This window comes from Candidatus Pedobacter colombiensis (assembly GCA_029202485.1).
GTDB lineage: Bacteria > Bacteroidota > Bacteroidia > Sphingobacteriales > Sphingobacteriaceae > Pedobacter > Pedobacter colombiensis.
This window is the reverse complement of sequence record CP119313.1, coordinates 4,739,845-4,753,211: the sequence shown is the minus strand read 5'-3', so window position 1 is coordinate 4,753,211 and position 13,367 is coordinate 4,739,845. Positions and strand designations below refer to the sequence as shown.

At 38.6% G+C, this 13,367-nt stretch carries 10 protein-coding genes; 4 read left to right on the top strand and 6 right to left on the bottom strand.

What is annotated here, in order from left to right; all coding sequences use genetic code 11:
• Positions 1-25 precede the first annotated feature (25 nt).
• From P0Y49_19730 to P0Y49_19720, 3 genes are read left to right on the top strand one after another with little or no spacing between them, the layout of a single operon-like run.
• The gene (locus P0Y49_19730) at positions 26-1,918 is read left to right on the top strand and encodes a prolyl oligopeptidase family serine peptidase (protein ID WEK19009.1); all 1,893 of its coding nucleotides are present in this window, start codon (positions 26-28) and stop codon (positions 1,916-1,918) included.
• A gap of 11 nt (positions 1,919-1,929) precedes the next feature.
• Positions 1,930-3,597 (top strand): HAMP domain-containing sensor histidine kinase, encoded by a 1,668-nt coding sequence (locus P0Y49_19725; protein ID WEK19008.1) that lies wholly within the window; start codon positions 1,930-1,932, stop codon positions 3,595-3,597.
• 4 nt (positions 3,598-3,601) lie between these two features.
• Positions 3,602-4,291 (top strand): response regulator transcription factor, encoded by a 690-nt coding sequence (locus P0Y49_19720; protein ID WEK19007.1) that lies wholly within the window; start codon positions 3,602-3,604, stop codon positions 4,289-4,291.
• Here the strand turns inward: P0Y49_19720 and P0Y49_19715 are convergent.
• From P0Y49_19715 to P0Y49_19690, 6 genes are all read right to left on the bottom strand, one after another.
• Positions 4,288-5,178 (bottom strand): hypothetical protein, encoded by an 891-nt coding sequence (locus P0Y49_19715; protein ID WEK19006.1) that lies wholly within the window; start codon positions 5,176-5,178, stop codon positions 4,288-4,290. The genes P0Y49_19720 and P0Y49_19715 overlap by 4 nt on opposite strands.
• A gap of 19 nt (positions 5,179-5,197) precedes the next feature.
• Positions 5,198-6,463: a metallophosphoesterase gene (locus P0Y49_19710; protein ID WEK19005.1), complete on the bottom strand. Its 1,266-nt coding sequence runs from the start codon at positions 6,461-6,463 to the stop codon at positions 5,198-5,200.
• 36 nt (positions 6,464-6,499) lie between these two features.
• Positions 6,500-7,978, bottom strand: coding sequence for a sigma 54-interacting transcriptional regulator (locus tag P0Y49_19705; protein ID WEK19004.1), 1,479 nt, complete (start codon positions 7,976-7,978; stop codon positions 6,500-6,502).
• A gap of 100 nt (positions 7,979-8,078) precedes the next feature.
• On the bottom strand, positions 8,079-9,176 hold the full coding sequence (locus P0Y49_19700; protein WEK19003.1) for a VWA domain-containing protein: 1,098 nt from the start codon (positions 9,174-9,176) through the stop codon (positions 8,079-8,081).
• A gap of 81 nt (positions 9,177-9,257) precedes the next feature.
• Positions 9,258-10,139 (bottom strand): cupin-like domain-containing protein, encoded by an 882-nt coding sequence (locus tag P0Y49_19695; protein WEK19002.1) that lies wholly within the window; start codon positions 10,137-10,139, stop codon positions 9,258-9,260.
• A gap of 85 nt (positions 10,140-10,224) precedes the next feature.
• Complete coding sequence (locus P0Y49_19690) at positions 10,225-11,106, bottom strand: cupin-like domain-containing protein (protein WEK19001.1); 882 nt, start codon at positions 11,104-11,106, stop codon at positions 10,225-10,227.
• A gap of 274 nt (positions 11,107-11,380) precedes the next feature.
• Between P0Y49_19690 and P0Y49_19685 the strand changes: the two genes are divergently transcribed.
• Positions 11,381-13,363, top strand: coding sequence for a DUF1800 domain-containing protein (locus P0Y49_19685; protein ID WEK19000.1), 1,983 nt, complete (start codon positions 11,381-11,383; stop codon positions 13,361-13,363).
• The last annotated feature ends 4 nt before the right edge of the window (positions 13,364-13,367 follow it).

The following is a 13,367-nucleotide window of genomic DNA, read 5'->3' as shown; positions in this document are numbered from 1 at the left end:
GTAGCTTTGTAGGCTAGTGAATGATATGATTGGATTTAAAAAGTATTTTTTCTTTATTCTGGTAGTCTTTGCTTTCGCTTGCCAGCGTCAGAAAGAGACAAGAACTATACCTGTTGATGATTTTTTTAAATCACAAAATAAAGTGGCTTACAGGTTGTCGCCTGATGGAAAAAATCTCTCTTACCTTAAGTTACAGGGGGCAGACAGGAATATTTACATTGAAGATATTGAAACGGGTGAGGGCAGGACTATTACCCAGTTTAAAGGTATGAATATTGTTTTTTATTGCTGGGTGAGCAATAATGAACTGATCTATTATAAAGAGATTGATGCAGCCAGCAAGCAATCTGATATGTATATTATTGATAAAGAAGGGAAAAACGAACGTCAGTTGGTCAAAAATGAAAAAAGCAGGTTAAGAATTATTGACGATCAGCTGATTGATGATAAATACCTGCTGGTATCCTCTAACAAACGAGACTCTACTGTATTTGATGTTTATCGTTTAAATGTACGCAACGGAGATATGGAAATGGCGGCTAAAAATCCTGGGAATATTCTCGACTGGAGAACTGATGCAGAAGGGAAATTAAGACTAGCCATTAGTAGTGATGGAGTTAATTCAACCATTCTTTATAGGGCGAAAGAAAACCAGCCTTTTAAAGCTGTATTGACCAGTAATTTTAAAGATACTTTCAGACCCATTACTTTTAGCCACGATAAACCCAATATCATCTATGCCATATCTGACATAAACAGAGATAAAACGGCTTTGGTTGAGGTAGACTGCAACACAGGGAAGGAGCTAAAAACCCTTTTTTGTAATGATACTTTAAACATTACAGAAGCGCAATATTCTAGGAAAAAGCAGAAGATGTCTTTCGTGGTCTACGAAACCTGGAAAAAGGAAAAGTACTTTCTGGATGATTCTGTGAGACAGTTGTATGCTAATCTGGATAAACTTTTGCCTAAAACCGAAACCAGAATTTTTGATAGGGATAAAGGAGAAAATGTATTCTTATTAAGAACATTTACCGATAAAAATCCAGGCTCATATTATCTTTATTTTGCTAGTACAGGTAATGTAAGAAAGCTAAGTGATTTTAATTCGTCAATCCGGGAGGATGAAATGTGCGAGATGAAACATATCAGTTATCACTCAAGAGATGGCTTGTTGATCCATGGATACCTGACGCTTCCCCTCAACCAGAAAGCAGAAAAGCTACCGGTAGTGGTATTGCCTCATGATGGCCCGGTTGACAGAAATTTATGGGGATATAATCCTGAAGTTCAGTTTTTGGCCAATAGAGGTTATGCTGTGTTGCAGGTAAATTACAGAGGCTCTTCGGGGTATGGGAAAACGTTTGTGGCGGCAGGATTTAAGCAATGGGGTGGCAAAATACAAGATGATATTGATGATGGCGTAAAATGGCTTGTTGACAAGAAGATTGCTGATCCTAAGAGAATTGGTATTTATGGCACCGGCTTTGGGGGATATATTGCTTTAAACAGCTTGTATTTACACCCACATACTTATGCATGTGCAGCATCCAATGCCGGTGTAATTAACCTGTTCACATATTTAAAATCGATTCCCCCTTATCAAAAACCTATTTTGCAGATGTATTACGAAATTATTGGTAATCCACTTACAGATATAGACAGAATGAAGCAGGTGTCGCCGTTGTTCCAGACGGATAAGATTAATGCGCCAGTATTCCTGGCTCAGAATATTAAAGATCCAAATAATAACTCGACCGAAACAATGCAGTTTGTTAAGAACCTTAAAAAGCGCAATATAAGTGTTACTTATATCGAAAATAAAGGGGATATGTTTCTAGGTAAAAATGAGGCACTAAGGCATAATTTTTACAATACACTTGATGAGTTTTTAGAATTTAACCTGAAAAGGAAGTAAATTCACCTCCTATGGCTTCAGAGAAGAAAGACGGATACCGTAAGAATTTTTCATTGATACTTACTTTCATTGTATTGATGTCAGTTCTGTTTCTACTCTCTTTGGGATTAGCTTATAGGTTCAGTACTAAATACATAGAAAACGAGTTTGTCTCCGAAAAAGTAAATGTACTTGAACAAAGTATTAAGCCTTATAATGATTTTTTTCAAAAAAAGCTTCCTGAAGTTTCTTTCTATAATGGGTACCTGGACTCAGCAACTGCTTCAAGATTTGTAGATACGCTTTTGCTGGAATATCCCTTTGTATCAAAAGTTGTTTTTTACGATTCAGAGGTGAGTAATACCGCGGTTAGTGATGGATTAAACATAGGTAAGTTCTCTTTTGGTCCTAAAAATATTTATCAGTTTGGAAGTCTGGTTCCGATCGACTCCATTCGGCTCTTTTCAAAAAATAATACTCGAAATTTTATTGTTGGTGATGATTTTAATGCACTGGCCTTAAAGCTGGTATCTTATATTGAAAGCCTGGATACTACGCGTATCCCAACTCAGGATGAGCTGTTTAGTAATTTTAGTAATGTTCGATCCAATAAAATCACTTATCTGAACATTCCACGGTTTGAAGATTTGAAGGTTTATAAGGAAATGTTGAGGAAGACCTTGCATCCTAGTCCTGTTTATCAACAGGATATGCTGTCTTTTCAGCTGGATCCTTATAAAATAAAAATTATCAACACCCGGCCGCTCTTGTATCAATATGTTAAGATAGCACCACTAACTTACGACCCTGTAGATACCACTGCTGTGTATTTGAGTACGGAAATTACTTTACCAGGCCCATTTTCTGATTATAAACTTTTCTTTATCTCTTCAAAATCATTTATAGATAAGGAAGTATTTAGTTATTTTTTCCCTATTGCATTAGCTATCCTCTTTTTTTACGGTATATTGGTATTAGTGGCCTTTTTAATTTACCGAAATCTAAACATTAACCAGAAAATGTTTAAGCTGCAGTATGATTTTGTGAATAACCTGACGCATGAGTTTAAAACGCCCGTCAGTGTGATAAAAATAGCAGGGAATAACATTAAAAGTTCTCCGGCACTTACGGAAAGGGAACTTAAACTATATGGTAAAATACTGGATGAAGAAGCCGATAAGTTAAATGGATTGATGAATAAACTACTTGCTTTTACGCAGATAGAAAATAAATCGATACAGTTGAACCAGGACCAGGTCCGTATGGTCGATTTTATGGAAAGTACAGTAGAATCGCACCGCTTAAAACATCCAGATTTCGACTTCACTTATGAAGTAAGCGGTTTTACAACTTTTGTGACCGACCCGGTGCTATTGGGGAGCTTGTTTGATAACCTTGCTGAGAATGCCTATAAGTACTCGCCGCCGGAACGTAAAAAATTGCACATCAGTGCCCGATTAATTAAAGGGAAAGTTGTGTTTAGGTTTACTGATCAGGGTATAGGTATACCGGCATCGGAAATTAATAATATATTTAAGAAGTTTTTCCGGATACAAAACCAGTACAACCAAAATGGGAGTGTGGGACTGGGGTTGGCTTTTTGTAAGGAACTGGTTAACTTTATGGAAGGTGAGATTACAGTGCGTAGCAAAGTAAATAAAGGATCAGAATTTAAAATTGTATTACCATATAATGATTAAAGATATGTCGAAAGGAGTTAAAATACTGATAGTTGAAGACGATGAGAACTTACGTTTTTTAGTAGTACATCGTTTGAAATCTGAAGGATATGAAGTTTCGGAAGTTGGAGATGGAGAAGCCGCAGAACGGATTATATTGGAGGAAAAACCGGATATTGTTTTGCTAGACTGGATGTTACCTGGCAAGCAGGGCGCCGAGGTATGTGAAGATGTACGCAGGCAAGGTTTCGATAATTTGATTATTATGATGACTGCCAAAGCGCAGGATGTAGATAAGATCGATGCTTATAATTTTGGGGCTTCAGACTATGTAACCAAGCCGTTTAACATGGATGTATTGGTAGCGATGCTGGAGAGTAAAGTGAAGTTTATTTTAAACAATGAGCGCGCTGAAGTACATCGTTTTGGTAATATGGAACATCACCCTAACATTCATACTTTATTTAGAGAGGGTAAAAAGATTGAGTTGACAATTCTGGAGAACAGGATACTACTTTATTTTTTGCGTAATCCGAATAAAGTTATCAATAGAGATGAGTTGATGCTGGTGGTTTGGGGATACAATTCCGATGTAAATACACGTACGCTTGATATGCATATTGTACGTCTGCGTAAAAAGATTGAACTAAATCCGGATAACCCACAATTGTTGCAAACAGTTAGGGGAGTAGGATATCGTTTTAATCCGGCTTAAATCAAAGCTGTAAGACAAGCCGCTAGTATCAGAACAATATATTGCAATAGCATAGTGCCATCCAGATAAAAGAAATAGTAATATTCATTCTTTTTGATATTGGATTTGAAAATTAACCAGCCTGTAAGTATCAGGGTTAAGGTTAATGCAATGATATCCGAAGTAGAGGCTTGTCTAAATAACAACAGCAACAATAGGTAGCCTGCCAGTAAAAACTGACAAAAGATGTATGCTTTTTTTTCGCCTAGCACAACAGGGATGGTTTTTAAGGCATAAAGTTTATCCTGAAATAAATCCCTGATGTCGAAAGGAATGGTAATCGCTGCTATAAACAGGAAACGTTTGGCAACCAGCAGGAGGCTCTCTGCTGTTGAAATGTTGATCTGATAATTGTGCTCCAGTTCTACGACCGGGAGTAGAACGCAACTTATGGACCATATCAGCGCAATTAAAAATAGCTTGACACCTGGAATATTCCGCAACCCTATTTTTTGATTGTTTAGCGTTAAAAAAGGGATATTATATCCTAAGGCAAGTACTGCAGTGAATATCATAAGTAGTTTGGCCTCAATACTGAGGTAAAGCAAACCTAAGGGGATCAGACAAAGTACCGAAATGAGGGTAATGGATATGATTAGTTTATGATGGGAGAATATCCATCGGACCCTTATATAGGGAGAGTTCTCCGGTTTTTTTGGTTTAGATAGCAGCATGCTAAAATTATAGACGCCGATCGTACCGAAGAATATAATTGCCAGGATATACTTGTCGGGTGCCACATTTAATAGATGGTAAGTCACCAGCCCTTGGGCAACGGCACAAATTGCAATAAACAAGTTGCTGAAAAGCAAAAAGTCTAGAATCGACAAGAGCACTTTTTTAATCATGTTTGGCAATCAATTTGAATTAAGCTCGCTTCAATTCAAATATCGTTATTTCCGGTAGAATTCCAACTCTTCCGGGATAGCCTAAAAAGCCATAGCCTACATTTACATAAAGCTGTTGTCTTTGTTCCTGATACAAGCCTGCCCATTCCTTATAAATATATTGTACAGGACTCCATTGAAAACGTTCAGTTCTAACTCCAAATTGCATTCCATGGGTATGACCACTAAACATGGCGTCTATTTGTGGATATTTTTCAAGCACCTGACCGCGCCAATGAGAAGGATCATGAGAAAGGAGTAGTTTAACCGGCAAATCGTCAGTGTGCTTAACCGCCAGGTCCATCCGTCCATATTTCGGAAAACGGCCCATTCCCCAGTTTTCTATACCCAAAATACCTATCTCTTCGCCATCAATCTTTAACCTTCTGTTCTCATTCATCAGCAGATCCCAGCCTATCAGTTTGTGCGTTTTTATTACGTCCTGTAAGTTTCTTGCCTTTGCAGGAGACGGAGCTTTGCCAAAGTGGTAATCCCCATAGTCGTGATTACCCAACGTCGAATATACACCTAGAGGGGCCTTTACCTTCGAAAAAATATCCTGATAATCGCGCATTTCTGAGGCCATATCATTTACCAGATCACCCGTAAAGAAAATAAAGTCAGGTTTTTCACCTAGTAACATTTCAACACCACCAAGTACCGCTTTACGGTTATAGAAGCTGCCGGAATGGATGTCGGAAATCTGCCCCATTTTTATGCCATCAAAAGCTTTGGGCAAATTTGGCAGGATAAGAGTTTTACGTTTTATCTTGTAATCATAAGCACCAGATACAATTCCCCAGCTTAATGAGGCCAGTGGAACTGCAGCCGTAAGGATGCCTGCTTTAACAATAAAAGCCGAGCGACTGATAGGTTCTGCTCTACTTATTGGAGTAGTGGGTAGTGCAACGCCTGCAGGTTTTTGCTTGCTGCATAGTCTTAAAAGCTTAATAATGCCCCTTCTTAAGTCATCTATCAGCAAGAAGGGTAGCATGACTAATTTACAACCAACCGTTAAAAAGAAGGCCACCAGAATAACTGCCCTTATCGTAAGGTATAGGTTCAAGTAAATCCCTGCAAAAACACCTAGCACCAGACCAATGGTATAAGTCCACCAAAGTATAGTAAATAGCTTTTTTGTACTCGGCTTCCATTTTTTAAAAACGGATAATATAGCACGGTAGCAGTAATAGTCAAATATTAAAAGAAAAACGGATAAGAATATAATTAGGGGTAATCGGCCCATAGCTATGTATGTTATTTAATTAAAATTGTTGTAGTGTTAGTCCTCGTCCTGCATATTAATGTTAAACAGACTGTCGAACATATCGGAGAAACCAAAGCCCCCTGCAAGATATTTTTTGTTTAGTTGTGAGTATTCGGCTAATCCATGCAGGATCAATTCCATCAGTAAAAGCGTTTGATTTTCAGATGCTTTTGGATGATAAAACTGAGCTACTTCATATAGTCCATCAACGTCCATCAGCTCCTTTTGGTATTGAGCAGTACTCAGGTTATCAGCTAAATTCAATGTATTTCCTTCAGTAAACCAATTTATAACCTTTTCATAAGGATTGCCTGACTTGCCCTTTTTAACTTTCTCGGGGTCTGGAAAATAAAGTGGGAATAGCGTTTTAATGGCTTTTCCAATAAGTGTGTGGGCTACTTTTGTAGGACCTTCCAGTTCACCTTCATAAACCAGTTCTATTTTTCCTGTTATGGCAGGAATGATGCCGGTAAGATCTGACAAGCGGACAATAGCGGTCTTTTCTCTATTAAGGAGCATTCTCCGCTCTGCAGTACTGATCAGGTTCTCAAATGCAGCAATAGTAAGTCTTGCCGAAACACCGGATTTCTGATCAATAAACTCACTCTTTCTAGCTTCAATGGCTACCTGTTCAATAACATCTCTGATCAGTCCGTCGGCATGAACTTGTTTTAGTTGCTCCTGACTTATCCTGGTTTCCTGACGGGTAATCTCTCTTGCAACTTCTATTGTTTTAGGGTAATGAGTAAGGATTTGACTCTCGATACGGTCCTTTAATGGGGTTACAATAGAGCCACGATTAGTATAGTCTTCAGGATTTGCGGTAAATACAAACTGAATATCAAGAGGCAGGCGTAGTTTGAATCCTCTAATTTGAATGTCTTTCTCCTGCAACATATTAAACAATGCTACTTGAATTCGAGCCTGAAGATCAGGTAATTCATTAATTACAAATATGCTACGATGTGCTCTTGGTATCAATCCAAAATGGATCACCCGCTCATCATTATAAGTAAGTTTTAAGGTAGCAGCCTTAATAGGGTCTATGTCGCCAATCAGGTCGGCTACTGTAACGTCTGGTGTTGCCAGTTTTTCTGTATAGCGTTCAGAACGGTGTTGCCAGCTAATTGGTGTATTGTCGCCATGTATCAATATTTCGTGCCTGGCATACCATGAAATGGGATTAAGAGGGTCATCAAAAATCTCGCTACCACTTACATAAGGGATATATTCGTCCAATAAATCAACCATTAAGCGCGCAATACGGGTTTTTGCCTGTCCACGTAACCCAAGTAACAGGATATTATGGCGGGATAAAATGGCGGTATGTAGTTCGGGTATCACAGTGTCATTATATCCTAAAATACCCTGAAATCCTTCTGATCTGTTTTTAAGCTGTTTGATCAGGTTTTTACGGAGCTCATCTTTTACAGATAATGATTTGTATTTGGAAGCTTTTAGCTCGCCAAGGGTTTTTATCGTGTTGTGATCCATCTATGTCTTTGTTTTAGGATTAAAGATTAAGGAGCAAGGATTAAAGACAGGGAGGCTAATTCTATGTCGTTGTTGCAGTCTTTGCTCTTTCATCTTTACGTTACCTTACTGTTTTTCTTCTGTTTTTAATATAATCCTCAAAAATATACTCTCCTAATCCGGTTAAAGAGCTATAAAATGCCCTTCCACCATTTATTTGTGTAAATTCCCGTACAAACTGTTGTAAGTATGGATCCTGAGCGATCATAAAGGTTGTAATGGGTATGCCGTGACGTTTACATTGCGCAGCCATATTTAGGGTTTTATTGATTACCTTTCTGTCCAGTCCCATGCTGTTTTTATAGTAGCGCCCGTTTTCTTTTAAACAGGTAGGCTTACCATCAGTGATCATAAAAATCTGTTTATTATGTGTTTTACGCCTGCGAAGTAAGTCGGTAGCCAGTTCCAGGCCTGCATAAGTATTCGTGTGATAAGGCCCAACCTGTAGATAAGTCAGATCCTTAACCGTAATAGGCCAGGCATCATTACCAAAAACTACAATATCTAAGGTATCTTTAGGGTAACGCGTGCTAATCAATTCCGCAAGCGCCATGGCTACCTTTTTGGCTGGCGTTATTCTATCTTCACCATACAAGATCATAGAATGAGAAATGTCGATCATCAGTACGGTCGAAGTAAGGGTTTTGTAATCCTTTTCTTCTACTTCCAGATCCCGTTCCGTTAATGTAAAGTTGCCGATGCCATGATTGATCTGCGCATTGTGGATCGAAGCTGTCATATCTATTTGATCCAGACTATCACCGAAAGTATATTCCCTTCTGTCGGCATTCTTTTCTTCACCAATACCAGATATATTGCTGTTGTGATTTCCCCTTCCTGCCTTTTTTAGTTGGCCGAAAATTTCTTCAAGGGCCGACTTACGGATGGTTTGTTCCGTTTTTCCAGTGATGCTGATATTTCCATTTGCCGGGGTTTCTGTGATGTAACCTTTGGCTTTGAGGTCATCCATAAAATCCCCCATACCATACTCATTACCGGTAAGTTTATATTGCTTGTCCAGTTCATTCATCCATGTTAATGCGTCACCCGCATCGCCTGCCGTATAATTGAGCAGTTGGGTAAATAGCTTTAGTAACTCATCAAATCCCCCCTTGGGGAGGTCATCTGGCTTATGGTCAGAAAAATGGTACCCTCTCATATTCACAAGATAAACGAATTATCGAAGGTAAAAGTTTCTGGTATCAGTAATGTTATGCCGCTGTAAAAATACCGGGGTTAATTATTTTGGATCGCCCACAGCTAATGCCCTTTCTGCTTTTTTAACCGCTAAACGTTCTCTCCATTTTGCGTAAGGAGCTTTGAAGGTCATTTTTAGCATACTGTCTAGTCCTCCTTTAATGGCAAGGTTAAAAACGCTTTGTGCTTTTCTGGTTAAGGAGGCATCCCAGGCTCTAAGTGTCAGGGAGAAAGATCCATCCAGGTATTTCATCCAATGCCACATGCCCGTTGGCATAAATAAAGTGTCACCGTGTTCAAGGAATACCTCATATCCTTCCACACCGTTTAAGGCAGGAAATTTCTCAAAATCAGGATTGGCCACGTCATAATCTTCTAACGCATAGGTTGCATTAGGGATACAGTACAGGCGTTTTTTCCATTTGTTGTCGAACAATATGATGTGTTTTCTACCGCCAAAGTGAGTGTGAAAAAGGTGGGGCAGATCAATATCGTAATGTAAAAAAGTAACAGAGTTTGAACCTCCAAAGAACATGGCCGGCATGCTTTCAATAAAACCTCCCATTAGATCTTTAGGAATAACAATGTCATCAACCAAGCCAGGCACATGCTTAAACAGGTTAAAGAAAAAGATACGCAGTTCTGTTGGTTTGGACTTAATCAGGTCCAGGTAATCGCCAAAGCGCATTTCTGCAACAGAAGCGTTGATGGGTTTAGATGGATCAGCTTTAGAATTGTCCATTAGACTAACATTCACATCCCCCGCTATTTGCTTCAGATAGTCAGTTGTCCATTTTTCTCTGGCTGGCCAGGTTTTGGTTAAGCCTTTGATGATTAAAGGACGACCAGCATCCAGGTAATTTTTTTTAAAATCAGCAGGGCTGATACTTTCAACGGTATCTACCGGCTTTAAAATAAAGCTCATACATTTAATAATAAGATACCTGTGAGCGGCTTAATGCCAATTACGGATCTTATTTAGAGCAAACTTAGAGATTTTTTTTGACCTATTAATCCGGTTTGTTTCGTTCCAGTGCACGATTGGCTCTTTTAATGGCCAATTCTTCTTTCCAGTTCATGTATTTTTCTCTGAAATTGGCCTTCATAAAATCATCGAACTTACGTTGAAGGGTTAAGTTGTATAAGCTTTTAGCCTTTACGACCCAGGATTTGTCCCATGCCCGTAGACTAATAGAAAATGAACCGTCCAGGTATTTCATCCAATGCCAATATCCGGTAGGCATAAACAATGTGTCGCCATGTTCAAGAAATGCTTCTACCCCTTTAACACCTTTTAAAGCAGGATATTTATTGAAGTCGGGTTTCTCTACATCATAATCTTCCAATGCATAGGTAGCATAAGGTATCTGATATAAGCGGTCTTTCCATTTGTTTTCGAACAGTATAACATGTTTACGACCATTAAAATGAGTATGGAAAATATGAGCCATATCTATATCGTAATGCAAAAAAGTAACAGAGCCCTTGCCGCCAAAAAACATATTTGGATAGCTGTCTAAAAAGCCACCCATTAAATCTTTTGGTGCCCTGTAATCTTCCAATAATTTTGGTGCTTGCTTAATTGGGTCGAAAAGGAATATACGGAGGTCTGTCGGTGTATGTTTAATCAGCTCAATATAATCTCCAAACTTCATTTCTGCAGCAGAAGCATTAATTGGTTTAGAGGGATCAGCTTTGGAGCTGTCATAAAGTGGTACAGTTTGATCACCGACCACTGTTTTCATATAATCCAGATTCCATTTATCATAAGCGGGCCATGATTTAGACCTGTTTTTGATGATGAGAGGTTTACGGGGATTCAGATAGTATTTTTCAAAATCTGTTTTGTTGATGTCATTAACGATATCAATAGGAGTCAAGTCAAACTTCATATAAATAAAATGTTAAGATGAAGCAAAATTATATAAACAACAATTGGAAAGAAATTGTTAGTTCAAAAATTAAAAAAACCTGACAAATGAAATCATTTAGTCAGTTTCTCTTTTGAAAATAGATTCGGTACCCCTGAGGACCGACCCCAAAGTTGTCTGCCTCTAACAGTAGTTAGCTCTGTTTTGCCTTTACCTTTTTTGATGGCTTTTTCAATATCTTTAAACCTTATTTGATTTCTATTGTCATAGTATTATAATCAAATTATAACATCGCATGAAAACACCGGCAAAAGTTATCTATTCATTTGTAATTGTGTTTTTTATCACTGTATTATGCTCGGCCTTCCAAAAGGAAAAGTTGGCTACGGTAAAATTCGCATTCCCCTATAAACAAGCAGGACTGGATGAACGACAGGCAGCCGCACATCTTTTGAGTAGGTTTACTTATGGAGCAAAAGCAGAAGATATTGATGAGGTGGTTAAGATGGGGCTGGAAAAATGGTTTTTGCAACAGTTGGATGGAAAGATCGACGATGAGCAGCTAAATAGATCTTTGAGTCAATATGATGATATTAATTTGAGTAATACAGAAGTCGAAAATAAATACCCCCGTCCGGGATTAGCTATAAGGATGGCTGTTAAAGAGGGTATAATCAATAAAGATTCTGTAAACAAGGCCGATGGAAAAGAATACAAAGAAAAGGTAAAAACCTTTATGGAGTCGAAAGGCTACAAGCCTCAACAGGAGCTTTTCCGCCAGTTTTTTAATCAAAAAATACTTAGAGCAGCCTATACCAATAACCAATTGCATGAATTGCTTACCGATTTCTGGTTTAATCATTTCAATGTTTCTTTAACAAAAAATCAAAGTGCGTCATTTATTCCGGCTTATGAGCGGGATGTGATCAGGCCTAACGTTACTGGCAAGTTTCAAACCTTGTTACTAGCTACAGCAAAATCCCCAGCCATGTTGATGTATCTGGATAATTTTTCGAGTAGTGGAACTCCGACCGCAAACAATAATGGGAACATGGCAATGGAAGGTATTAGACAAGTGAATCAACGCCAGGGTGTCCGACCTTTTGCAAACGCTGCATTCCTGAAAAAACAACAAGAGAAAAAGAAACAGGGTGGACTAAATGAAAATTATGCCCGCGAGGTGATGGAGTTGCATACTTTAGGCGTAGATGGAGGGTATACTCAAAACGATGTAACTCAAGCTGCGAGAGTATTAACCGGATGGACTATTGCGCCTATGGGCGATAATGGCTATGGTTCTGTGGCAAAAAATCTATTCGATAAAGTGGATGAAAATACGTTGGAAAGGCGAGGCTTTGTACATGATGGCGACTTCTTGTTTACGCCAACACGTCACGACAATGGAGAAAAAATAGTATTGGGTAAACGTTTCCCTGCAAACCATGGATATGATGAAGGGGTAGAGCTGCTTACTATGTTAGCGCATCATCCTTCTACTGCAAAATTTATTTCTAAAAAATTGGCCACCAGGTTTGTAAATGACAATCCCGCACAGTCATTGGTCGATAAGATGGCTAAAACCTTCCTTAAAACAGATGGAGATATTAAACAGGTCATGATTACCATGGTTTCTGCACCAGAATTTTGGAGTAAGGAATCCTTAAGGGAGAAAACTAAATCTCCTTTCGAGCTTACCATTAGCGCAGTACGTAGTTTAAATGCTGAGATCACACAGCCGTTCCAGTTGTATACCTGGATCAATAAAATGGGTCAAAGAATGTATTATTATCAGGCGCCTACCGGTTTCCCAGATAAAGGACAATACTGGATCAATACAGGATCTTTATTAAATAGAATGAACTTTGGACTGGCTCTGGCCACCCAACGGATTCCCGGAGTTAAGATAAACCTTGCTTCACTAAACAACAATCATGAACCGGAAAGTGCTGATGCCGCATTGCTGATTTACTGTAAGCTGATCATGCCTGAACGTGATGTTGAGGAAACCGTTAAGCGACTAAAACCTATGTTAAATAATCCGGATTTGGTAAACAAGGTCGAAACTGCAGCTGCAAAAACAACACCACCTCAAACTATGGATACGATGGCTGGTACTGATATGCAAAGCATGAATAAAAGCGATAAGCAAGAAGCTAAAGTGGCCAACAGAGGTTTCGGTAAAAAAGCAAATAAAATTACTTATGCGGCCGGTAACAATACTATGCTGGCACAGGTAGTAGGTGTAATTATTGGTTCTCCAGAATTTCAACGTAAATAAACCT

Bases quoted from the DNA above. Each gene is read 5' to 3' on its own strand.
- P0Y49_19705 (WEK19004.1), bottom strand. From the start codon at position 7,978: ATGGATCACAACACGATAAAAACCCTTGGCGAGCTAAAAGCTTCCAAA.
- P0Y49_19690 (WEK19001.1), bottom strand. From the start codon at position 11,106: ATGAAGTTTGACTTGACTCCTATTGATATCGTTAATGACATCAACAAA.
- P0Y49_19685 (WEK19000.1), top strand. From the start codon at position 11,381: ATGAAAACACCGGCAAAAGTTATCTATTCATTTGTAATTGTGTTTTTT.
- P0Y49_19730 (WEK19009.1), top strand. From the start codon at position 26: ATGATTGGATTTAAAAAGTATTTTTTCTTTATTCTGGTAGTCTTTGCT.
- P0Y49_19710 (WEK19005.1), bottom strand. From the start codon at position 6,463: ATGGGCCGATTACCCCTAATTATATTCTTATCCGTTTTTCTTTTAATA.
- P0Y49_19700 (WEK19003.1), bottom strand. From the start codon at position 9,176: ATGAGAGGGTACCATTTTTCTGACCATAAGCCAGATGACCTCCCCAAG.
- P0Y49_19695 (WEK19002.1), bottom strand. From the start codon at position 10,139: ATGAGCTTTATTTTAAAGCCGGTAGATACCGTTGAAAGTATCAGCCCT.
- P0Y49_19715 (WEK19006.1), bottom strand. From the start codon at position 5,178: ATGATTAAAAAAGTGCTCTTGTCGATTCTAGACTTTTTGCTTTTCAGC.
- P0Y49_19720 (WEK19007.1), top strand. From the start codon at position 3,602: ATGTCGAAAGGAGTTAAAATACTGATAGTTGAAGACGATGAGAACTTA.
- P0Y49_19725 (WEK19008.1), top strand. From the start codon at position 1,930: ATGGCTTCAGAGAAGAAAGACGGATACCGTAAGAATTTTTCATTGATA.